Origin of the sequence: Desulfovibrio sp., assembly GCF_035644575.1 — a bacterium.
Classification (GTDB): Bacteria; Desulfobacterota; Desulfovibrionia; order Desulfovibrionales; family Desulfovibrionaceae; genus Desulfovibrio.
This window is the reverse complement of record NZ_DASQOG010000220.1, coordinates 1-23257: the sequence shown is the minus strand read 5'-3', so window position 1 is coordinate 23257 and position 23257 is coordinate 1. Positions and strand designations below refer to the sequence as shown.

Genomic DNA, 23257 nt, shown 5'->3' with positions numbered 1-23257 from the left:
TACGCTGGAAGTGCTTGAAGCCGCAGGCAGCAAGTGGAACTTCCTGCCGTTCCGTCCGGGTCTTGTGGGCGGGCACTGCATTGGCGTGGATCCCTATTACCTGACCTACAAGGCCGAAGAAATCGGCTGCCACCCCGAGGTCATCCTTGCCGGTCGTCGCATCAACGACGGTATGGGCAAGTATGTGGCAGAAATTTGCGTCAAGCGCCTCATCAATGCGGACAAGCACGTCAAGGGCGCACGCGTGGGCCTGCTGGGCTTTACATTCAAGGAAAATGTGCCGGACATCCGCAATACCCGCGTGGTGGACATCATCGCAGAGTTGAAGGAATACGGCATCACAGCTCTGGTGCATGACCCCGAAGCCGATGCTGCGGAAGCCCATCATGAATACGGGCAGACACTGCTGCCCCTGAGCGATCTCAAAAATCTGGATGTTCTCATCCTGGCTGTATCGCACGAGAGTTTCCGCGAGCTTGATCATGCGGCCATACGCGCCATGTTTGCAGGCGATGCGGTCACGCTTATGGATATCAAGGGGTTCTGGAACAAGCAGGAAATGCTTGATGCCGGGTTTGATCTCTGGAGGCTGTAATTTGAACGCATGCAGGCCTTGTCACATGGTTACCGGTGGTTCGGGCTTTATCGGCTCCTGCTACGTTCTTCAGGCCCGACGGCAGGGAGTGCGTGTAGTCAACCTCGACAAACTGACCTACGCTGGCAATCCCGCCAATCTTGAAGCGCTGAAAGACGATCCGGATTACGCCTTTGTGCGCGGCGACATCGGCAATGCCGAGCTGGTTGCCTGGCTGCTGGAAACCTTCCAGCCCGATGCCATCGTGAATTTTGCTGCGGAAAGCCACGTTGACCGCTCCATTGTCGACCCCGATGCTTTTGTGCGCACCAATGTGCTGGGTACGGCCACGCTGCTGAGAATGGCTGTCCAGTGGTGGCGCGCGCTGCCTGCGGAGCGCGCTTCAGCCTTTCGCTTTCTGCACGTGTCCACCGATGAGGTATATGGTGCGTTGCAACCGGGCGATCCGGCTTTCACTGAAGCGACCCCTTACAGCCCCAACAGTCCATATTCTGCGTCCAAGGCCGCCAGCGACCACATGGCGCGCGCCTTTCATGAAACCTACGGCCTCCCGGTGCTGCTCACCAACTGTTCCAACAATTACGGGCCGCGCCAGTTCCCTGAAAAACTCATTCCCCTGATGATTTGCAATGCCCTTGATGGCAAACCTTTGCCTGTCTACGGCAAGGGGGCCAACATCCGCGACTGGCTGCATGTAGAAGACCATTGCGCAGCCATAGCCCGAGTGCTTGACGCGGGCAGGGTGGGGCGGTGTTACAACATCGGCGGGCATGCGGAAAAGACCAACCTTGAGGTTGTGCAGGCCGTGTGCGCCATCCTTGACCAGTTGGTTCCATCGGCTCGCGGGCCTTATGCCGATCAAATCGCATATGTGGCCGACAGACCCGGGCACGATTTCCGGTACGCCATAGACAGCAGCAGAATAGAATCGGAGCTTGGCTGGAAGCCGAGCCACAAGTTTGATTCCGGCCTGCGTGATACCGTTCGCTGGTATCTTGAAAATACCGTGTGGGTTGAAAATGTCCACAGTGGCGCTTACAGGGAATGGATTGCAGCCAACTATGCCCATCGCGCTTGCGGCGGGGCCAACTGAAAGAAGGGGGCGGCATGAGCGGCTGGAAAGGCATTGTTCTTGCGGGAGGCTCTGGCTCGCGCCTGCATCCATTGACCCTGAGCGTGAGCAAGCAGCTCATGCCCATCTATGACAAACCCATGATTTACTACCCGCTGTCTATTCTGATGATGGCGGGCATTCGAGATATCTGCTTTATTTCCACCCCTGAGCATCTGCCCCTCTACAAGGCTTTGCTGCACGACGGCTCGCAACTGGGCTGCAATTTCAGCTACGTTGTGCAACCCCGCCCTGATGGGCTGGCCCAGGCTTTTTTGTTGGCGGAAGATCACATTGCGGGGCACAACACCTGCCTGATTTTGGGGGATAATGTTTTTTTCGGCCATGGTTTGCTAGCACTTGCACGAGCTGCCATGGCCCGCGAATCAGGAGCGACCATTTTGGGCTACCATGTGCGCGACCCTGAGCGTTACGGCGTAGTGGAATTTGACGATGAGCGGCAAGTGGTCAGCATAGAAGAAAAACCCGCCCTTCCAAAGTCCAACTTTGCGGTGACAGGCCTGTATTTTTATGACCAGAAGGTGCTGGATATCGCCCGCGCAGTGCGCCCCTCGGCACGGGGCGAACTGGAAATCACAGATGTGAACAATGCTTATCTGCAACAGGGCGATCTGCATGTGGAACTCATGGGGCGGGGCATTGCCTGGCTTGATACCGGTACGCATGATTCCCTCATGGATGCCGGAGCCTTTGTGCAGGCGGTAGAAAAGCGCCAGGGGCTCAAGGTGGCCTGCCTGGAGGAAATAGCCTGGCGTAACGGCTATATTGATGCGGACGCTGTGCGCGCACTGGCAAAGCCCATGGCCAAGACAGGCTACGGGCAATATCTTCTTGAACTTGTGGATGCGGGGATTGGGCTGTGGAAGTAGTTCAGACGCCTATTGCCGGGTTGCTTTTGGTCAAACCCAAGGTGTGGGGCGACCAGCGCGGCTATTTTGTGGAAACATGGCAGCAGCAGCGCTACGCGGCGGCAGGCATTGATCAGCCCTTTGTGCAGGATAACCATTCCATGTCCGCCCGTGGCACTCTGCGCGGCCTGCATTATCAGAAAACCCGCCCTCAGGGTAAACTGGTCTATGTTTCGCTGGGCAGCGTATTTGACGTGGCTGTGGATATTCGGAGAAATTCCCCCACGTTCGGCAAGTGGTTCGGCATAGAACTTTCACAGCAGAACCAGTGGCAGATGTGGGTACAGCCCGGCCTTGCGCACGGCTTTTTAGTAACCAGCGAAATTGCTCATTTTCATTACAAGTGCACAGATTACTACTGTCCCGAGGATGAAGCTGCCATCCGTTGGAACGACCCGGCCCTCGGCATAGACTGGCCCGTGGATGCCCCGCTGCTTTCTGCCAAGGATCAAGCTGCTCCCCTATGGGCTGAGGCTATGCAGGCCGCAGGCCACTGAACCGTTGGCAGTTGACTGCGTCCATACCCCATTGTGTTTTACCCGCTTTAGCATGTGCCCGCTGTGTTTAATCAGGCGGGCATTTCAAGATAGGGGTCGCTCTGGGCCAGATAGTTGCCCACATAATCCGCAATGCCCTGTTCCAGCGACGCAAAGCTCACAGGGCAGTTTTTTTCCTGCATCCAGCTCATATCCGCCTGGGTGAAGTTCTGGTATTTTCCGCGCAAGGCTTCCGGCATGTCCATATATTCAATCTGAGGTTCTTTGCCCAATGCGGCAAATATGGCACAGGCCAGATCGTTCCAGCTTCGGGCCTTGCCCGTGCCCACATTGAGAATGCCGTTTATTGCGGGGTTTTCAAGCAGCCAGAATATCAGTTCCACGCAATCCTTCACGTAGACAAAATCGCGCATCTGGCCGCCATCGGCAAAATCCGGCGTATTGGATCTGAAAAGCCGCAAACGCCCCGTAGCGGTGATTTCATGAAAGGCCTTGCAGGCCACGCTGCGCATGTCGCCCTTGTGGTATTCATTGGGGCCGTAGACGTTGAAAAACTTGAGGCTGACCGCGCTTTCTGTAAGTTTGTTATCCAGCAGCCACAAATCGAAAAGGTGTTTGGAGTAGCCATACATATTGAGGGGCTTGAGGCGTCTGGTCGTTTCCGGCCTGTCAGAGAAACCCTGTGAGCCATCCCCGTAGGTAGCAGCTGACCCGGCATTGATAAAGCGCGCTCCGTGTTCCATGGCAAATCTGCACAGCTCCACAGTATAGGCCGTGTTGTTGGCCATCAGAAAGTCTGCGTCTTTTTCTGTGGTGGAAGAACAGGCCCCCATGTGCACAATTGCCTCGACCTTGCCGCCCAGCGTGTTGCCGCGCAGCATTTCCAGAAATTCAGACCTGTGTACATAACGGGCATATCGCCGGTTAACGAGATTCTTCCACTTTTCCGTTGAACCGAGGTTATCCACCACCAGTATGTCGGTTATGCCTGCCTGGTTCAGCCGCCAGAGCATGGCGCTGCCGATGAAGCCTGCGCCACCAGTGATAATATACATACAAACCTCATTGATCCAGCTTGTGGGCTCCTTGCGGAGCAAGGCAGGGATCCGGTATTGCGCAATTGCGCACGCCAATCATATCCCCAGCATGATAGTCGCGTCAAAGCGGGGCTGCCCGCTGATCTGGGCGGGGGCCATATGTATCTTCGTATTCTTCCAACCAGATACCCAAGGATTTTTTGCAAGAAATATTCTGCCGATAGGGCAATGGCAAGGGGAGAATATTGCAATGCGGCTGTTACTGCTATAAGAAATTAAGTATAATTCCTGCAAGAGAACCAGCGAGGTAGCCATGGTCAAATTTTTTCACACCGCATTCTGCTGCCTGCTTCTGCTGTTTCTCGCCTCTGCGAATCTTGCACTGTGCGCTACGGATTCTTCTGTGGCAGCCAGCGCCAGCCCCATCACCATTGTCTGCATGAAAGATAACGAGCCGCTGTCATTTGTTTCAAAAACAGGAGAACCTGTTGGCCTGATGATTGATCTGTGGCGTCTGTGGGGCGAAAAAGTAGGCAGGCCCGTGAAATTCATCATGGGCGACTGGCAGGATTCGCTTGATGCCTTGCAGTCGGGGCGGGCCGACATTCACTTCAGCATGTACATCACTCCCGAAAGAGCCCGCTGGGCAAAATTTGGCCCGGCCATTTCTCCCGGCATGGGGGGGCTTTTGCTCTCAACCTCTGCCGGGCAAAGAATTACAGACCCAAGCCAGTTGGGGGATGCGACCATTGTCGTGCTTGAAGGCTCGTTGCAGGAAGATTACATGCGGGAGCACTTCCCCAAGGTTCAATTGTTGGTGGTGCGCAACGGGGCAGAGATGTTCATGTCTGTGGCCAACGGCCTGGCAGATGGCATTTCGAGCAACTTTCCTTCGGCTTATGGCACCATTGACCGGTTGGGACTCAACAGCTTTTTTATGCCACAAGCCATGCCCCTTTTTACGCGCAACCTTCACCCGGCTGTGCTGCGTAACAGGGATGATCTTGCCCGTTTGATGGACGAAGGGCTTTCGCGCATATCCCGCGCTGAAATGGTGGCCCTTGAAGAACGCTGGGTGCGTAATCCGGCACACCGCGTTTGGGGCGACATGCCGCGCTCCCTGCTGCTAACCCCTGCAGAGCGGGAATGGCTGGCAAGCCATCAGACCCTGCGGGTTGCCATGGAAGAAGACTGGCATCCCATTGAATTTATGGACAGTGAGGGTACTTACAACGGTATTGGCATGAACCTCATGCAGGTTGTGGGGCGATACCTTAATGTTGCCATACAACCGGTTTCTTCCGACGTGCTGAAAGAAAGCACAGGCCCTCGCCGTGCGGACGTTGAGCCTTTTCTGGAAGGGACGCCGCCAGAGGGCGGCCCCTGGCTGTTTACCAATCCTTTTTTGCAGCTGCCGCTGGCGGTTGCCACGCTTGACTCCGAGCGTTTGGTCACCAGCCCTGGCGATCTGGCTGGCAAAAGTGTGGCAGTGCATGATCACGCAGGCCTTGCAGGGTATTTGCGCGCCCAGTTGCCGCGATCAAAAATTGTGGAGGTCTCCAGTCTGACAGAGGGGCTGTCTGCCGTGCAGGGCGGGCAGGTCGACGCCATGGTGGGCATCGCACTTTCTGTGGAATATGCGGTGGTGAACAAAAACCTGCGCGATCTGCGCGTGGGCCTGTTGCCTCAGTTGCAGTATTCCGCCCGTGTGGCCGTGCGCTCAGACTGGCCGCAGCTTGTCGAAATCATGAATAAAACACTGGACAATATCCCCCATGAGCAGATGTCCGCGATCATGAAGCGCTGGGCCAATCTGCGCATTGAGCGCTCCATGAACTGGATGCTTGTCTTGCAGATCGGCGGGGTGGCGGCGGTGTTTCTTGGCAGCCTGCTTGCGGTCATTTTGATCTGGAACCGCAAGCTCGCGCAGGAATCTGCAGAGCGGCAAAAAGCTCTGGAAGCGGCCAGAGCAAGCGCCTCAGCCCTGTGGCAGCGCAAACAGCAATTGCGCAGTATTGTGGATAATCTGCCAAGCCTCATGATGCTGAAGGATTCGCAAGCCCGCTACATAATGGCGAACAAGTTTTTTGAAACATTCACTGGTTATGCCGAATCCTACGTTGTGGGAAAAAACATCGCCGACCTGCTTTCCCCGGAGCATGCAGAACAGGGAATGCGATTGGATAAACTGGTCATAGAAACCGGAAAAGTTCATAAAACTGAAGAAGTCCGGTATGATGCAGTGGGAGAGGAGCATGTCCTGGATGTTGTGCGGGTTCCGCTGTTTGAGCCGGACGGTACCGTTTACGGCATGGTCTACATGGGGACAGACGTGACGGAACGCCGGGCCGCAGAACAGGCCCTGCGACGTGCCCAAATGGAAATGTCGCAGATATTCAATGCCGCTGGCAGCGCCATGCGGGTTATTGACCGTAATCTGATAGTCAAGGAAATCAACGATACCTACGTAAACTGCTTTGGCTATTCGCGCGAAGAAATGGTGGGGCACTGGTGCGGCGAATACCCCAGTGGCTCAGAATGCGGCGCAGATTGCGTGGGCAAGCGTATTCTTAACGGCGAGCCTCGGGCTGCCATCCGTCAGCAGCGGCAAAAAAAAGACGGTACATGGGTATTTTGCGATCTGGTTGCTACGCCATTTCTTTCGCCTGATGGCGAGCTTCTCGGCATTATTGAAGATTGTCGGGATATTACCGACCTTGTGGAAAGTCAGCAGGCGGCGGAACAGGCCAGCAAGGCCAAGAGCGAATTTCTTGCCAATATGAGCCATGAAATCCGCACCCCCATGAATGCCGTTGTGGGCCTTACCCATTTGACCCTGCGCACGCCTCTTAATGCAACACAACGCAATTATTTGAAAAATATAGACAGTTCCGCAAAATCCCTTTTGCGGATCATTGACGACATCCTTGATTTCTCCAAGATTGAAGCTGGCCGCATGGACATGGAATATCTGGACTTTAACCTGGAAGAAGTTCTTCTTGGCCTCTCGAGTCTGGATACAACCAAATCTGGCGGCAAAAATATTGAGCTTTTGTTGCGTATCGACCGGGAAGTCCCCCTGTTTTTTAAGGGCGATCCCTTGCGGCTGGGGCAGGTACTGGTCAATCTTGTGGGCAATGCCATCAAGTTTACACCTTCGGGCGAGGTTGTGGTGCGCGTTGCGCTTGAGGAGCAGAAAGACCAGAAGGCGCAGTTGCGTTTTACCGTCACCGACACAGGCATTGGCATGGGGCAGGAGCAGCTGGACAAGCTGTTTCAGGAGTTTACCCAGGGGGATTCATCAACAACACGGCGTTTTGGCGGCACCGGCCTTGGCCTTTCCATCAGCAAGCGGATTGTGGAGATGATGGGCGGCGAAATAGGCGCAGAAAGCGAACTCGGCAAGGGCAGCACATTTTACTTTACCGTCAGCCTGGATATGCAGGAAAACCCCCAGCGCAAGCCCGTCCCGGCCATGAAAAATCTTTCCGAGCGCAGGGTTCTGGTGGTGGACGATTCCTTCTCAAGCCGCGAGATACTCCGGCAAGAACTGGAAGATATGGGCCTGCGGTCAGGCACGGCCGACTGCGGCGATGCTGCGCTGGAAGAGCTGGTGCGCGCCGCCGAAAGCGGCGACCCCTATGATCTGGTGTTGATGGACTGGAAGATGCCCGGCAATAACGGCATTCAGGTGGTCCGGCTGCTGCGCGGCTGCCGCGAGCTGCCCTACATTCCCACCGTTATCATGGTCACGGCCTATGGGCGGGAAGAAATCATGGAAGAGGCTCAGGCCGAGGGCATCAGCCATTTCCTTATCAAGCCTGTCAGCCCTTCACTGTTGCAGCACGCCATCCTGGATGTTTTTGGGCAGCGGGTAGTGGAAGAAGATGCATCCGGCCTGCCCCAGGAATTGCGTATCCCTGCCAAATACAGAGGCCGCAGGGTGCTGCTTGCCGAAGATAACGAGGTAAATCAGCTGGTGGCCAGGGAACTGCTGGAATCATCAGGTTTTGTTGTAGATATTGCCAGTTCCGGTCTTGAAGCGCTGCAAATGGCGGAAGACACAGATTACGCCATGGTGTTTATGGATATCCATATGCCGCAGATGGACGGCATCGAAGCTGCAAAACGGCTTCGCGACCAGACGCGTTATGCCAATACGCCGATCATTGCTCTCACCGCCGACAGCATGGTGGGCGACCGGGAAAAAAGCCTTGCAGCGGGTATGAACGACCATCTTGCAAAACCCATTGATCCCTACCGCCTGATTGAAGTGGCCGTGCAGTGGCTGGAATGGCGGGCAGAGCAGATTGCCCAGGATGCTAATTCAGGCCAAGCCGGTCAGCCTGAATAAGCCAAACAAGCTGGAAATGTTTTGTAAAAAGCTGCTGCGGTCGGCTTGCCGACCGCAGCACAAAAAATGTTTGTTCTCACAGTAGCAACGGCTACATCAACGGCAGCCGCTGCACTATCCAGACTGCCACAGGCGCCAGAGCCGCAGTAAGAATGCCTGCCAGAATCATGGCCAGGCCGCCCATTGCCCCCTGTTCCTGTCCTTCCTGCAAGGCAACGGCTGTCCCCTGAGCGTGCGAAATTGTGCCCATGGTCAGGCCCCGCGCAAAGGGATCCCTGATGCGTATGACATTCAGCCCCCACAATCCCAAAAGGGAGCCGAGCGTACCGGTAGCCACCACAAAGGCCGCAGTCAGGGACGGGATGCCGCCATACATGGACGCCACCTCCACGGCAAAGGGGATGGAAACACCTTTGGGAAGAATGGAAATTACCACGTCATCCGGCAGGCCGCCCAGTTTGGCAATAACCCCGGCAGAGAGCATGGCCGCAAAGGCCCCCGCGCAAACGCTTGCAAGAATGGGCAAGGCATTGAGCAGCAGCAGGTGGCGATAGCGGTACAAAGGCAGCGCAAGGCTGACCGTTGCCGGGCCAATAAGCAAGGTCATGACCTGCCGGGCTGGCTCATAGGTTTCATAGGGAACATCGCACAGCACCATCACTGCAATGACTATGGCGGCGCTGCCAGCCACGATATTGATGAGCGGATGCTTGTAACGCATATACAGGCTGCGCACCAGCGCGTATGCCAGCACGGTGCCCGCCGTGCACAAAAAAATGTTTATGATCTGCATGGTGCTTCTTCCTCTTTCTTTTCAGGCGTAGCGCGGCGCAGGGCCCGGGCCATAAAGCCCACAATCACCAGCGGCAGGGCTGTACTGCCCACAATGGCAGCTGCAAGCACCCATCCGTAGTCATAAAAAACGCTCCCCCATTGCATCAGCCCCACCGCAATGGGCACAAAAAAGAACACGAGATGTTTCAGCAGAAATTCTGCCGCCATGCTGATGTGGTTTTCTTTTACAATGCCGGTGAGCAGCAGAAAAAACAGTACGATTATGCCCAGCACGTTGCCGGGGATGGGAATGCCTGTCAGCCGTGTGAGCTGATCGCATCCCCAGAATATGGCTGTCAGAAGTGCGGTCTGCCAAAGCAGTTTCCATGTTGCGCGCATAGGGTATTCCTGATGTTCGAGGTTTCTTCCGCCTCCCGTTGCCGTTGGCAGAAATTTGGCAAGTGAGGGTTTTTCCTGCCAACGGCAACGGGCGGCTTGCGGCATACGTTATGAGATGATAGTCATCATGGCAAATGAATAAAAATGAAAGAAACAGTCATAAATGGTGAACAAATGGAAGTGTCAGACCTGCGCACATTCATGGCAGTCATGGAAACCGGCAGCATAAGCCACGCCGCCAAGGCTTTGCACCGGGTGCCCTCGGGCGTTACCGCCCGCATCATGCTGATGGAAGAAGAACTGGGCATCCAGCTGTTTTTACGGGAAAAAAAGCGCTTGCTGCCCACGGCGAGGGGGCAGACGCTTTACACCTATGCCCGCCGGATAACCGCGCTGATGGATGAAGCCGAGCTGTGCGTAAAGGGTATGGAACCGGGCGGCAGGCTGCGCATTGGCGCACTGGAAAGTGCGGCTGCGGCGCGTTTGCCCGAAGTTCTGGCCCGCCTGCATGCGGAATACCCCGGCATCGAGCTCGAACTTGTGATCGGCACCAGCAGTTCCCTGTACGGGGATATCCTGGAAAACAGGCTGGATGCGGTATTCGTGGTTGATGCGCCCAGTGATGAACGGCTGGAGAGGATGGAGGCCTTTGCTGAACGGCTGGTGCTGATTGCCACCAGGGAGCATCCGCCCATCCATACGCCGGACGACATAGGGCGCAAGGCCGTATTGGCTTTTCAGGGAGGCTGTGCTTACAGAAACAGGCTGGTGAACTGGTTTCGGGCCTACGGGTGGGAACCGCAGCATATCGTTGAGCTGGCTTCGTACCACGCCATTGTGGGGGGCGTTATTGCGGGCATGGGGGTTGGGGTGGTTCCGGCATCGGTTCTTGAGCTGTGCCGCACCAACGGCATGCTTTCCGTGCATGCGCTCGAACACCCCCTGTGCGATGCCGTAACCGAGCTTGTTTGGCGTAAGGGCATGGCGTCGGCCAACGTGGCGGCGGTCTGTCGTTGCCTCACAAGTTGTGAGCAAAAACAGCTGCCATTCCCGCAGGATATCTGACGGGGACACTCTTCATTCGCCGCCGGGGCTGCACGGCCAGCAGCAAGGCTGAATCCCCCTTGCGCATTGTCTCAAAACAGACTGCGGCACGGCCAATGATTGTTGTCATCTGTCCAGTCTGAACTAAACCGAACCTGTCGTGCCTGCTGGGGGCCAGTTCGGGCTTATGTCAACGGCGCGGTTTCAAAAAAGGTATACGTGTCCTTGCCCTTCAGCTTGGCGTGGTACAGGGCCGCATCTGCACTTGCATACAGCTTGCTGAAGTTTTTGCCATGCAGGGGAAAGAGCGCCACGCCCATGCTCGCGGCAAGGTGGTGTTGCCCCTCGCCTCCATATGTGGTGTGGCGAATGCGATTGCAGAGTTCTTCAAGCTTTGTGGTCAATGCCTCACTGCTTTGCTGGCATGTGAGAACAATAAATTCATCACCGCCGATGCGGCCCACCAGATCACCGGGCGCAAAGGCCGCCCGCAGGCTCTGGGCAAACTCCTGAATGATCCTGTCGCCCGCAACATGGCCCAGCGAGTCGTTGAGTTCCTTGAAGTTGTCTATATCGAGCATAATCATGGCAAGGGCGCCTGCATCGCACGGATGCTCTGCCAGGCGTCTGTCAATAAGCGCTTCTGTGGTCATTTTGTTGTAAAGACCCGTCAATCCGTCCTTTTGGGCCATATCCTGAAGGCTGAGTTCCTGCCTTTTGTCGTGGTCAATGTTCTGGCGGCAAATGACAATGTGGATGGAATCATTCTCTGCCCAGCGCAAGATATAGCCGGTTTCCCTGAACCAGATGTATTGGCCGTTGCTCTGCATGCACTGGAAATCGCAACTCAGCTTGTTGCGCTGCTCCTGCAGGGCTGTGCGTATGGATTCGGGGCTGAAGGTTTTCAGGTACAGGTTCACGTGCTCGGGCAGGATATGCTTTGCCACAATGGTTTGCAGCATTGTGCTGTATGATGTGTTTGGCTTGAGGCCCAACTGTTGCATAAACTTTTTGGTGCCCTCGCCGCAGGCAACATCATTGGTTATGTCAAATTCAACAATGCTTTCATAAATTTGTGATGTGGCATTTTGAAGTATGGCATGATACTTCAGTTCTTCAGCAATGGTGAGAGAAATTATCTTGTTTTTGTATCGACGTATTATTGCTGTTACAATAAAAATGACAATTATCATTGTAAAGCCAACAACAATAGCGCCAGTGTAGTATTTTGTTCTTATCTGTCTGATTATTTCAGAGGTGTTTTTGTCTGTAATGAGGAAAAGATCAGGGGCAGGAAGGTAGCGCGTGACGGCATAGCCATCGGTGCCATGGCCAGAATACCATGTATCTGAAATTTCTGTGCTGTTCTTTTTCAGGGTATTTTTTACTGCGGCAAAGGTTTGCGCGGAATAAATATCTTCGGCAGACCTTCCCTGAGCGGATGAAGATATCTGGACGGCCCCGCCTGCGTTCACAAGATAGGATTTAACCGCAAATTGCTGCTCATACTTGATAAGCATGGCCTGTATGCTGGTTACAGTAAAACCAACGCCTACTATGCCCACGGTTTCATTATTTTTGTTTTTTACAGCACAGTTTACAAATACCGTGATGGTGTCGTGCGCAGCTTTGTCGTTATCAATGTTGAGTGAAAATTCCTGATTGCTTGCAATAAATGCCCGTACCCATTTGTTCTCAGGATTAGAATGGTCAACAATGCGGTCAACACCAGAAAAATTGTAGTAACGGTCTGTCTGCATGGAAACAAGAAAAACAGAGTCATAATTGTATTTCTTTCTGTAGGCGGCAAGGTATTCCCTGATGTTCAGCGTATACGCCGGGTTTTTCAGGTTTTCCCTTTCCTGCGAGAGAAAATTGATCAAAAAACTGTCGTGCGCCATCGTCAGCGAAATATGTATGGATTGGGCAAAAATGGCGTCAATCTGATACATCATGCCTTCCGAGGCCAGGCGCGTCACGCTTTCCGCTTCTTTTTTCAGGGTGTCCACATTGGAACGGTAGCCGATTACAGAAGTAATGGAAAAGCCGATAACAATAATCAGGCAGATTATGAAATTGGTTCGGAAGGCATAGTTCTTGTGCATGGAACGTCCTGAAGCGTGAAGGCAGACATGTCTGCGACGAGTGATAAGACGGGATCCGGATGTGCCGAAAGTGAATGCGCCGATGCTGGCCGGGCAAGGCCTTTGCCCTGTGCGGGGCATGGCCCCTCCCTGCAACACGGAATGCCGTTTTGTATATCGTATTGCAGAAAGGAAGCCAAGGCATCTGCTTGGAAATATGCCGATGGGTACAAGAAAAACCGCCACGGCACAGCAGCCGTGGCGGCACTTTTACCGCGTGTTACGGGGCCAGTGCCCCGCAGCCAGCGCACCCTGAACCGGGCAGGGTGATGCTCAGCCCAGGTTCACGTTGGACTTAAGATAAAATTCGTCCTCGCGCGCCCAGTAACGCAGGCCGGGATGGTCGCGGAACTGCTCAAGCGCAACATTTTGCGACAGGGCATCGGGGCCTTTGAAACGTATCTTGACCTGACGCATGCCATCGTTTGAAGCCGACGACAATACAGAAATGATGCTCATGCCTTGCGCCTTGAGCCTGTCGAGCAGTTCCCGCAGGGTGCCGGGCTGGTAGGGCACCACAAAGCCCACCTCAACGCCGGGCTGCTCAGCACCGCTCATGTCGAGCAGGGCCTTGAACACATCCCAGCCAGTGATGATGCCCACCAGTTTTTCCTCATCGTTCACCACGGGCAGGCAGGCAACGTGCTTGTCTATCATCCTTTTGGCAGCCTGCTCAATGGTGCTTTTGTACGTGATGGTCACCGGGTCGACCACCATGACATCCCTGACCTTGGTTTCGCTCATGATTTCCAGAAGCTCAATAATTTCGAGACCCGTGGACTTGTTGGGAGCGAAACTGCGGACATCGGAGGACGAGATAAGCCCAACCACAATATTGTTGGAGTCAACCACAGGGAGTCGGTTTATCTTGTGTTCCTTGAACAGCTTCCGGCTCTGGAGCAGGGTTGCGGTCGGCGGAATGGATATTACCTTGGATTGCATCCAGTCGAGTACTAGCATGGCATCCTCCCTGAGGGTTGTGCGAGGGTTGCCCCTCCCGTCTGGTGGAAATGGAACGGGCGGCTTACGCCAACCCATTCCATGAGGGAAGCGTTGTTATTTGGAACAGCCGCATCCACAGCCCTGCAATTTGTTACGTATAAATTCAGGCAAAATACCGCGCACAGATTCCATGGTCACCATGCGGCGCATGATACCCAGTTGATCCTGAAGCGGCAGTTGTTTGGGGCATACATTGTCGCAGGCCAGCAGCCCCATGCAGCCGAATACGCCACTATCGTCGCCGATCAGTTCGTAATAATCGGCTGGGGTGCGGTTGTCGCGCGGGTCAATGTAGAAGCGCGCCATGCGGTTGATGGCCGTTGCGCCGATAAAGTCCTCGCGCATGCGGGCCGTGCCGCAGGCCGCCACGCAGCAGCCGCACTCAATACAGCGGTCAAGTTCGAATATCTGGGTGGCCAGTTCATTATCCATGCGCTCTTCCTGCGCCTTGGGGTCAAACTCTTTTGTGGTGTGTATCCACGATTCGATCTTTGCTCCCACATTGCGAAACCACGTGCCCGTATCCACCGAGAGGTCGCCCAGAAGCTTGAACACCGGCAGGGGATGCAGGGTGATGTGGCTTGGCAGGTCGCTTGTCTGCGTGTGGCAGGCAAGGCCGGGCCGCCCGTTGATGACCATGCCACACGAACCGCAGATGCCGGCGCGGCAGCAAAAGTCGAACTGCAAGGAGGCGTCCTGCGTTTCGCGGATCATGTTCAGCGCGATAAACAGCGTCATGCTGTTATGTTCTTCAAGCTGGAATGTCTGCATATGGGGATGCGAGAGCGGATCCAGCGGATTGTAACGGAATATTTCAAACGTCAGATTGCGTCCCATATGGCTCTCCTTACCCCTGTTGTGCGTACGGTACGATTTTTTCCGGGCTGATGTCGGCGGTTATGATCTTGCCGCCGCCGTATCCACGGTCGCCGGGGGGCAGAATATAGAACGGCGTTGCCGGTTCGTACTTGAGGGTGGGCAGGGTGTCGCCTTCCTTCCAGTAGGCCAGGGTGCGGTTGAGCCATTCCTTGTCGTTGCGCTCGGGGTAATCCTCGCGTGCGTGCGCGCCACGGCTTTCTGTGCGCATCAGCGCGCCGTAAGCCGTGCACAGGGCCAGCTTGAGCATGCCCGGCACGCGCAGGGCCATGGAAAGCTCGGCATTGGGGCCGGGGATGTTGCCGCTGGCAAGGCGCATGTTCTTTGTGCGCTCCAGCAGTTCCTGCAACTTGGCAACGCCTGCTTCCAGATCCTTGCCGTTACGGAAAATACCCACGTGCTCCATCATGATGTCCTGCATGGCGTTGCGCAGGGTGTAGCAGTCGTCGCCTGTGCCGCGCAGCAGGGCAGAGATGCGCTCTTTGACCTTGGTGGCGGCGTCCTTCATGGCCTGGGTCGAGAACACGGTTTCGTAACCTTTGAGGAATTCAACCAGTTTTGCGCCAACAATGCGGCCAGAAACAATGGTTTCTGCCAGTGAATTGCCGCCAAGGCGGTTGAAGCCGTGCATGTCCCAGCAGGCTGCTTCGCCAGCGGAGAAAAGCCCTTCAAGGCCGTAGGCGTGGCCGTCCTTGTTGATGCGCACGCCGCCCATGCTGTAGTGGTGGGTGGGCCGTACAGGAATAAGCTGATGGATGGGGTTCACACCCAGGAAGTGCGTTGAGATGTCGTACACTTCGCGCAGGTTTGTGGTGATGTGCTTTTCGCCCAGATGGCGGATATCCAGCCACAAGTGCTCGCCATAGGGGCTTTGTACGCCAAGGCCCTTGCGCATGTGCTCGGTCATGCGGCGCGACACCACGTCGCGGGAGGCAAGCTCGGCCTTTTCCGGCTCGTAATCGGGCATAAAGCGGTATTCATTCACGTCCAGCAGGGTGCCGCCGTCGCCGCGGCAGCCTTCTGTGACCAGAATGTCCGTGGGCACGGTGCCTGTGGGGTGAAACTGCACGGCTTCCATATTGCCAAGGGGTACAACGCCCGTTTCAAGGGCCGTGATCTGCCCGCCGCCGTCGCAGATGATGGCATTGGTGGTGGCCCGGTAAATGCGGCCATAACCGCCCGTGGCGATAAGTGTGGCCTTGGCGAAATAGCCTACAAGCTCACCGGTGCGCAAATCGCGGGCAACGCAGCCCATGCAGCGTTCTCCATCGTGAATCAGAGCCTCGGCCTGCATGCGGTCATGCACGTCAACGCCCAGTTGCAGCAGACGGTTATCAAGGGTGAACAGCACGGCGTGGCCTGTGCCGTCAGAGGTATAACAGGTGCGCCACTTGGCGGTGCCGCCAAAGGCACGGGAATGGATCAGCCCCTCGTTTTCTTTTTTTTCCGTTGCCTGAAAGGGCTTGCCGCCCTTGTAGTAGGTGTGTTCGCCGGGCACAACGCGGCTCCAGGGCACGCCCATCCAGGCCATTTCGCGCATGGCGATGGGGCCTGTCTCGGCAAAAAGACGGGCCACTTCCTGGTCACAGCCCCAGTCGGAACCCTTGACCGTATCGTTGAAGTGCACTTCGGGGCAGTCGCCCTCGCCCATGATGGAGTTGCCCAGCGCCGCCTGCATGCCGCCCATGGCGGCTGACGAGTGCGACCGCTTGGGCGGCACCAGTGAAAGACAGATAACGCTGAAACCCGCCTGCGCCGCTTCCACGGCAACGCGTTCCCCGGCCAGGCCGGCGCCTATGCAAAGAACATCGCTTTCAAAAACTCGCATACGCACCCCCTATCCCAAGAACCACACGCGGGTCAGAGCCGCCGCGCCGAGCAGAAGATAACAGCCCATGACAATCCAGGTCCACTTGCGCCACGCCGGGCGCGTGGCCTTGACGCACACGCCGAATTTGACGGCCAGGCGGTACACGCCAATGCCCGTATGCAGAATGACGCAAGGCAGAAAGAACACGTAGAAGGCCAGCCAGCCCGAGTGCAGGCGCTTGGCGCTGCCCGCCACATTGATGGGCAGGTCTGTCATGACGCTGTATACATGGTAGAAAGCGCCTGCCAGAATAACGATGGCCGTAAAAACCTGCACCAGCCACAGCCACGTATCCGCTTCCTTGAGGCCCTTGCTGTGCTGCACAAACACGCCAAGCTCATTGGCGCGGAAGGGCATTTTGCGGGCCGCAATGTAAAAGTGGAAAAGGATCAGCAGCATGATGACGGGTGCCGCCACCTGTGCGAGCATGGTGACTTCAAGCAACCATGCGATGCCGTTGGTAAGTGCGGGGCTGAGGACAACGGTTCCTTCCAGCACAAGATGCACACATACAAACAGCGCCAGTACAGCGCCAGAAGCCGCTTGCCAGAAATCAAGGCGGGTTCGGTCATCGACAGGGGATCTGCTCAAGGCCATACCAACTCCTTCATAAAGATATCAGGCATTATTAAACGGCGCGGCAGCCCGCGCCACTTTTCAGCACTCGGCATGCACAGGGACGGCCGCAGGTCAGGATCTTCTGTATGGAGCCTGCCCGGTCTCGTAGTAGTTGTCGCCCGTGCTGTCGATGACCACAATGGCGGGGAAATCCTCCACCTCCATGGCGGCCACGGCTTCAGGGCCAAGGTCTTCGTAGGCCAGTACCGTATATTTTTTGATGCTGCGGGCGATCAGAGCGCCTGCCCCGCCCACGGCGGCAAGATACGGCACGCCATGTTTTTTCATGGCTTCCACCACTTCGGGCTTGCGGTAGCCCTTGCCGATCATGCCTTTCAGGCCTTGATCAAGCAGTCGGGGCGTGTAGGCATCCATGCGCCCCGAGGTGGTTGGCCCGGCAGCGCCGATCACTTCGCCCGGTTTGGCCGGGCTTGGCCCCACGTAATAGACCACTGCGCCCTTCAGATCCACGGGCAGGGGGTCGCCCCTGTCCAGAGTCTCTACAAGACGTTTGTGGGCCGCATCGCGTGCGGCAAGAATGGTGCCCGAAATCAGCACCCGGTCGCCTGCGCGCAATGAACGTGCGGTGGCTTCGTCAAAAGGAGCGCGTATTTTTTTCATCTGGTTTTCCGACATGGCGGCCTCCTACAGCGTAACTTCGGCGTGGCGCGCCGCGTGGCAGTTGATGTTCACGGCCACAGGCAGGGAGGCAATGTGGGTGGGCGCCCACTCCACATGCACTTTCAGCGCCGTAGTCAGCCCGCCAAGGCCCTGAGGGCCGATGCCGGTCTTGTTGATAAGCTCAAGCAGTTCTTCTTCAAAGGCCGCGTAGCGCGGATCATGGTTGCTGCTTTCAAGGTCGCGGGCGGCGGCGCGCTTGGCGCAGATGGCGGCCATTTCCATGGTGCCGCCAAGGCCGACGCCCACCACCATGGGCGGACAGGAATTGGGCCCTGCTGCCAGCACGGCATCCAGCACAACCTTGCGCACGCCTTCAATGCCGTCGGCAGGCACAAGCATTTTGACCACGCTCTTGTTTTCAGAGCCTGCCCCCTTGGGGGCCAGGCGCAGGCGCAGCGAATCACCGGGCACAAGGCGGGTGTGGATGACGGCAGGGGTGTTGTCGCGCGTATTTTTGCGTTCAAACAATGGCTCCGCCACGCAGGATTTGCGCAGGTACCCGTCTACATAGCCCCGGCGTACGCCCTCATTGACGGCGTCTTCAAACGCGCCGCCCACAATGCGCACATCCTGCCCCACGTCGGCAAAAACCACAGCAAGGCCGGTATCCTGACAAATGGGGATGCCGTCGCTGGCTGCGATTGCCGCATTTTCCAGCAGTTGCTCAAGAATGTTTTTACCCACGGGCGAGGGTTCCGCCTCATGCGCCTTATGAATGCCGTCCACCATATCCTGCGGCAGGCGGCAGCAGGCGCGCACTGCAAGGTCGGCAACGGCGCGCGCTATGTCCTCAACATTGATTTCCTTCATGTCTTCCTCTTTATAAGTACGACTGCTGCTGGCCTATCAATGGAAAGGCCAGATCAGCGGGATAAGCAACCAGCACATAATGAGCGAAATCAACTGCAAAGGCCAGCCAGCCTTGACATAATCCATAAAGCTGTATCTGCCGGGGCCAAGCACGATGGTGTTGGGTGGGGTGGCAATGGGCGTCAGGAAGCAGCATGATGCCGACATGGCAATGCCCATGGCGATGGGCAAGGGCGAAATTCCGCTGGCCATGGCGATGGGCAGAGCCAGCGGGGCCATAAGGGCCGCCGTGGCGGTATTGGACATAAAGTTGGTGATGGCGGCGGTGAGGGCGCAGCACACAAACATGAGCATCCACGGATCATTGACCGTGCTCACCACGGCGTTAGCCACAATGGCGGCTGCGCCGGACTTGTCCATGGCGGCCGACATGGAAAGCATGCCCGCAAACAGAAAAATTGTTGTCCAGTCAACGCTGCGGAAGGCTTCGCGCATGGTCATGCAGCCAGTTATGACCATAAGGCAGGCACCTAAAATGGCGGCGGTGGTCAGGGGCATGAGTTCGCTGGCCATCATGGCGACCACGAAGGCAAAAATCAGCACGGAGTGCCACATCTTGTGTTCGCGGCGGATCTTGGCGTCAACTTCAATGTCGTCTTCGCTGTCGTCATGCAGTTTTTCCGGCAAAAATTTGTGGCCGATAACTGCATAATAGAGCAGGCCAACGATCAGCAGGGGCATGCCGATAAGGCCAAATTCAAAAAAGCCAAAGGGGCTTTGCCCGGTCTGGGCCAGCATGGAGTTGATAATGCCGTTGGGGGGCGTGCCTACAAGCGTTACCGTGCCGCCCAGTGAAGAGGCAAAGGCAACGGGCATAAGCACCTTGCCGGGCGCGAGCTTGGCCTTGATGCACATGCCAAGCACCATGGGCACGGCCACAACTGTGGTGCCGGTGTTGGATAGTACGGTTGAAAGCAGGCCGATGGCCGCCATGGTGTATACGATCAGTTTAACCGGATTGCCCTTGGAAAGCTTGACGGCCAGGCCGCCCACCTTGTCTGCAAATCCTGTAATGAACGTGGCTTCGCCCACAATGAACATGGCCATGAAGAGCACAACGGTAGGATCGCCAAAGTAGCCAAAAGCAACTTTGGATGAAACCACATTTGTGAGCGACAGAGCCACCGGCACAAGCAGGGCCGTGATGGGCAGGGGGACAATCTCCGTAAAAAACATCACCGCGGCAACCAGCAGAATGCCCAGGGTGATGTATGCCTTGGTGGGGTCTTCAGGGAGTTTGATGCCAAGGGTGGAGGCGGCAAAGGCTTCGTGTCCGGCTAGAAGAACAGTCACAAGCACAAGCAGCATCAGTATCCACGGAGATAATCTTTTCATCCGCTAACCTCCTGCAGCATAAAATTTACGGTTCCCTGCACTCTCTTTGAGCAACGCGGTAGGCAATGGCAGGGAAAACAAATGGATATCTTCAACAATGCCAGATATGAAAAATCGTGGCAACAATATTATGCTGAATGATTGATCAATCTTCATAATTTATTCAGCGTATGCAGTATGAAAGGTAAGAAAATTTTTTATGTACAATAGTATGTAATAAAAATCACAAATATGCATATTATGCTGTATGAATATTTATCAAACAAAAATATTGTAGTAAAATGATCTTCATTAGTTGTCATATTGTATAAAATTTATATTGCTATTTTAAGTGAAGGTGTCCCTTTTTGTACAAGGCGCTTATTCAGCGCCAATGAACATGTATATGGTCCCAAAGATAAATGGTAGATGAGCGGATAAAACTTTATCAGCTTTGCCGGGGCCATTGAGGCTACAACCGTCTGTGCGCAGCGTGTGTGAGGAGGCCTGCCAGAGTGTGCAGAAGGCTTATGCGCGGCGACCATCCTGTCTGAATATACTGTTGCATGAAGCAGGGGTATGCAAAATGGGCAGACAGGCAATAAAAAAAGGCTGTCCGAAATATTTCGGACAGCCTTGATCGCTGGTATCTGCCTGTTACTGTGCATGTGCGGTTGCCCGCAAACGGGTAGATAGGGCAGGAATACCTGCACGGTATCTCACACAGTGTCTGGTTCTAGCGAATAAAGTTGGTGGGGTCCCACGGTTCAGGGGTTGGGGTTGCCACGCCAGCGGCCTTGCCAGCGGCAATGCACTTGAGCAGCCACGCCATGTTGTCGCCAAGGGTGCGCATGATCTGCAAGCCTTCCTTGTCCTGCATCACCTGCTCCGGCGTATTGCCGTGCACGGCGTTCCAGTACTGGGAAGAAACCACGGGCATGCGCGCAATGGTAAAGTACTTGTTCAGCCGGTCAAAGGAGGCGCTGGCCCCGCCACGGCGGCAGCTCAGCACAGCGGCAGCGGGCTTGAAGGCATAGTGGAGGGACTTGCCATAGAACATGCGGTCAAGAAAGGAGCACACGCCGCCGTTGGGGCCGGCGTAGTAAACGGGAGAACCCACAACAAAGCCGTCTGCCTCGCGCAGCAGGTCAATGGCCTCGTTAACGTGGTCGGCATTGAACACGCAATGCCCGGTGTCCTTGCACTTGCCGCAGCCAATACAGCACTGTATGGGCTTTGTGCCCAACTGGAGCATCTGCGTTTCAACGCCGTTTTTTTCCAGCTGCGCCGCAACCGTGGACAGGGCGGTAAAGGTACAGCCCTTGGGATGCGGGCTGCCATTGAGCATGAGTACCTTCATGAAAATCTCCTTCCGGGTGCGAAATGCCAGCCCTCGCTGCAAGCGGAGCGGCGAGGCCAGTGAACCCGCATGATTTTGTTGGTAAAGCCAGCCAGATTTGACGCTTGGGGAGCGTCAGGCCAGCAGATGCCGGACTGCGCAGGCTCGGCGAATGTGCTGGTAAGCCTGTGCGTAAATTCGTCCATGATTTCTTGACCTGCCAAGAGTACGCAATGCCTTTCACGTGTGCAAGCCACGCTGGAGTCTGCCTCCATTGGCCCTTGCGGGTTTTACGTGTTTACCGGCTCTGTCGCAGACTTGGCTCCTGAAGAAACCATATCTGCAGGGCAAAATCAGCCAGCAATATCCTTTGCGGCCAGCCGCAGGGCGTCCGGCGAAAGGTTTTTAAGAAAGGTCAGAAAGTCCGGCACATTGTTTGCGCGGCAGGCCATGTAGCACAGGGTATATTCCCTGTGCGTGAGCAGGGAGTGGAAGATGGGCCAGCGTTTGTCCGCATTGGCGAAGGGCAGGCGCAGCGCGCTCCCCACCGCCGGATGGATGGGCAGCCAGAAATCTTCAAGTGGGTGAACATATGCCCCGCGCGTGGAAGGGGGCAGAGCGCCAAGGCCCAACAGGCGCAGCAGGCTGTCTGCCATGTGGAACAGCAGTTCGCGGCCTGGGTGGTTGACCGTAATGAACATCTGTGCGTCACGCCAGCGTTCGCGCAGCAGCGGCGCGCAACGTATGGGGGCGTCGGCCTCCTTGGCTTCCTCGCGGGCAAGCGATTCTTCAGCCTGTGCGTTGAGCGCGTCCACATTGCCCAGCAGCGAGGCTGCGCCGCGCAGATAGAGGGTCAGCGCCTCTTGCGGCGTGACTTTTTGCAGCAGCGTCTCCAGCAGGCTGTCGGCAAAGTTGATGCGTTTATCGCGGGACCAGAAGGGCCAGTAACCCTTGAAAAACAGATTGGGAATCTCAATGGTCTGGCAGTGTTGCGGCAGGCGCGGCAGCATCTGTTCTGTGGAAAGGTCGCCCCACTTGGGCGCAAGGCGCTGGTAGAGAAAAAGCTCGCAGCGTTCAATATCGCTGTCTGCAATACTCTGCCGCGTGTAATTCACATACTGGCGGATATAAAACCGGCTGGCAAAGGCCGGGGTGTTTTCCAGCAGGGGCCGCAGGGCATCGCCCTGGCAGTTGGCGTGCAGAAGACACAAAGCCTTGGTCATGCGGGTTCCGTCTGTCTTGGGTGTGAGGGTGCCGTATTCTTGGGGGGGGCAAACGTCCGACCCCATGCGCGACCTGAATCAGTCGTCCACTTCCATATAGGTGGCGCTTTGCGCGGCTTTTTCAGACACTGTGACGCTGTAAAGCCGCACTTGCCGGGCCTGTGGGTCGTCGTGTGTTGCCAGCAGTTCTGCCATGCCCCGCCAGATATGCCGGGCAAGATTTTCTGAAGAAGGATTCATGACGTCAAAGGGCGGCGTTTCGTTGAGCAGGCGGTGGTCGAGCGCGTCAAGCACTGTTTTAAGGCCGCTCTTGAGCGTTTTAAAATCAAGCAGCATCTCAGTGTCCGGGGTCAGGCGCTGCCCCTGCACGGTCAGTTCCACCGCAAAATTGTGGCCGTGCATGCGCTCGCACTTGCCCTCGTAATGCCGCAATGCATGACCAGCAGAAAAATCGTCCCGCACGGTCAGCCGCCAGAAAGCGCCCTTTGTCATGACAGTATCCAGTAGACCACGAAGGCCGAAATAATGACAACAATGATCGCCAGCATGATGCGGGCGTTCTGGTTCCATTCAAAGCCTG

General features: G+C 55.9%; 20 protein-coding genes. 6 read left to right on the top strand and 14 right to left on the bottom strand.

Features of this window, described 5'->3' with window-relative positions:
- From VEZ52_RS12455 to rfbC, 4 genes are all read left to right on the top strand, one after another.
- Window positions 1-595 (top strand): nucleotide sugar dehydrogenase (locus tag VEZ52_RS12455; protein WP_324837099.1); only part of this gene is annotated, 595 nt, incomplete at its 5' end.
- Window positions 596-620: 25 nt separating this feature from the next.
- Window positions 621-1688 carry a dTDP-glucose 4,6-dehydratase gene (rfbB, locus tag VEZ52_RS12450; RefSeq protein WP_324837098.1) on the top strand — a complete coding sequence of 356 codons (1068 nt, stop codon included), beginning with the start codon at window positions 621-623 and terminating at the stop codon, window positions 1686-1688.
- Between the two features lie 14 nt (window positions 1689-1702).
- A complete protein-coding gene (gene rfbA / locus VEZ52_RS12445; RefSeq protein ID WP_324837097.1) occupies window positions 1703-2596 on the top strand; it encodes a glucose-1-phosphate thymidylyltransferase RfbA in 894 nt (297 codons plus the stop codon).
- On the top strand, window positions 2587-3132 hold the full coding sequence (gene rfbC / locus VEZ52_RS12440; RefSeq protein WP_324837096.1) for a dTDP-4-dehydrorhamnose 3,5-epimerase: 546 nt from the start codon (window positions 2587-2589) through the stop codon (window positions 3130-3132). Before rfbA ends, rfbC begins: the two co-directional genes overlap by 10 nt.
- A 71-nt stretch (window positions 3133-3203) precedes the next feature.
- Here the strand turns inward: rfbC and rfaD are convergent, their stop codons facing one another.
- Complete coding sequence (gene rfaD, locus VEZ52_RS12435; protein ID WP_324837095.1) at window positions 3204-4187, bottom strand: ADP-glyceromanno-heptose 6-epimerase; 984 nt, start codon at window positions 4185-4187, stop codon at window positions 3204-3206.
- A 295-nt stretch (window positions 4188-4482) separates the two neighbouring features.
- Here rfaD and VEZ52_RS12430 point away from each other — a divergent pair, with 295 nt between their 5' ends.
- Window positions 4483-8523 carry a response regulator gene (locus tag VEZ52_RS12430; RefSeq protein WP_324837094.1) on the top strand — a complete coding sequence of 1347 codons (4041 nt, stop codon included), beginning with the start codon at window positions 4483-4485 and terminating at the stop codon, window positions 8521-8523.
- Window positions 8524-8614: 91 nt separating this feature from the next.
- On the opposite strand, the gene VEZ52_RS12425 is transcribed toward VEZ52_RS12430, so the two are convergent.
- Together VEZ52_RS12425 and VEZ52_RS12420 are read right to left on the bottom strand one after the other, a co-directional pair.
- Complete coding sequence (locus VEZ52_RS12425; RefSeq protein ID WP_324837093.1) at window positions 8615-9316, bottom strand: LrgB family protein; 702 nt, start codon at window positions 9314-9316, stop codon at window positions 8615-8617.
- On the bottom strand, window positions 9304-9696 hold the full coding sequence (locus tag VEZ52_RS12420) for a CidA/LrgA family protein (protein WP_324837092.1): 393 nt from the start codon (window positions 9694-9696) through the stop codon (window positions 9304-9306). Before VEZ52_RS12420 ends, VEZ52_RS12425 begins: the two co-directional genes overlap by 13 nt.
- 174 nt (window positions 9697-9870) lie before the next feature.
- On the opposite strand from VEZ52_RS12420, the gene VEZ52_RS12415 reads away from it, so the two are divergent.
- Complete coding sequence (locus VEZ52_RS12415) at window positions 9871-10761, top strand: LysR family transcriptional regulator (protein WP_324837091.1); 891 nt, start codon at window positions 9871-9873, stop codon at window positions 10759-10761.
- Between the two features lie 164 nt (window positions 10762-10925).
- Here VEZ52_RS12415 and VEZ52_RS12410 read toward each other — a convergent pair whose 3' ends face one another.
- The 11 genes from VEZ52_RS12410 to queD form a co-directional block, all read right to left on the bottom strand.
- Window positions 10926-12845, bottom strand: a complete 1920-nt coding sequence (locus VEZ52_RS12410) for a sensor domain-containing diguanylate cyclase (RefSeq protein WP_324837090.1) — start codon at window positions 12843-12845, stop codon at window positions 10926-10928.
- A gap of 312 nt (window positions 12846-13157) precedes the next feature.
- Window positions 13158-13844 (bottom strand): CBS and ACT domain-containing protein, encoded by a 687-nt coding sequence (locus tag VEZ52_RS12405; protein ID WP_324837089.1) that lies wholly within the window; start codon window positions 13842-13844, stop codon window positions 13158-13160.
- 96 nt (window positions 13845-13940) lie between these two features.
- Complete coding sequence (locus VEZ52_RS12400; RefSeq protein WP_192113719.1) at window positions 13941-14723, bottom strand: fumarate reductase iron-sulfur subunit; 783 nt, start codon at window positions 14721-14723, stop codon at window positions 13941-13943.
- Window positions 14724-14733: 10 nt separating this feature from the next.
- Entirely contained in the window at window positions 14734-16590 is a 1857-nt protein-coding gene (locus VEZ52_RS12395; RefSeq protein ID WP_324837088.1) for a fumarate reductase flavoprotein subunit, read from the bottom strand.
- A 9-nt stretch (window positions 16591-16599) separates the two neighbouring features.
- Complete coding sequence (locus tag VEZ52_RS12390) at window positions 16600-17229, bottom strand: succinate dehydrogenase/fumarate reductase transmembrane subunit (protein WP_324837087.1); 630 nt, start codon at window positions 17227-17229, stop codon at window positions 16600-16602.
- Window positions 17230-17322: 93 nt separating this feature from the next.
- A complete protein-coding gene (locus VEZ52_RS12385) occupies window positions 17323-17886 on the bottom strand; it encodes a Fe-S-containing hydro-lyase (RefSeq protein ID WP_324837086.1) in 564 nt (187 codons plus the stop codon).
- 9 nt (window positions 17887-17895) lie between these two features.
- The gene (locus VEZ52_RS12380; RefSeq protein WP_324837085.1) at window positions 17896-18741 is read right to left on the bottom strand and encodes a fumarate hydratase; all 846 of its coding nucleotides are present in this window, start codon (window positions 18739-18741) and stop codon (window positions 17896-17898) included.
- Between the two features lie 36 nt (window positions 18742-18777).
- The gene (locus VEZ52_RS12375) at window positions 18778-20136 is read right to left on the bottom strand and encodes an SLC13 family permease (RefSeq protein ID WP_324837084.1); all 1359 of its coding nucleotides are present in this window, start codon (window positions 20134-20136) and stop codon (window positions 18778-18780) included.
- 715 nt (window positions 20137-20851) lie between these two features.
- Window positions 20852-21475: a flavodoxin family protein gene (locus VEZ52_RS12370; protein WP_324837083.1), complete on the bottom strand. Its 624-nt coding sequence runs from the start codon at window positions 21473-21475 to the stop codon at window positions 20852-20854.
- Between the two features lie 332 nt (window positions 21476-21807).
- Window positions 21808-22743 carry a WcbI family polysaccharide biosynthesis putative acetyltransferase gene (locus tag VEZ52_RS12365; protein WP_324837082.1) on the bottom strand — a complete coding sequence of 312 codons (936 nt, stop codon included), beginning with the start codon at window positions 22741-22743 and terminating at the stop codon, window positions 21808-21810.
- A 12-nt stretch (window positions 22744-22755) separates the two neighbouring features.
- Window positions 22756-23169, bottom strand: coding sequence for a 6-carboxytetrahydropterin synthase QueD (gene queD / locus VEZ52_RS12360; protein ID WP_022657288.1), 414 nt, complete (start codon window positions 23167-23169; stop codon window positions 22756-22758).
- Between the last annotated feature and the right edge of the window lie 88 nt (window positions 23170-23257).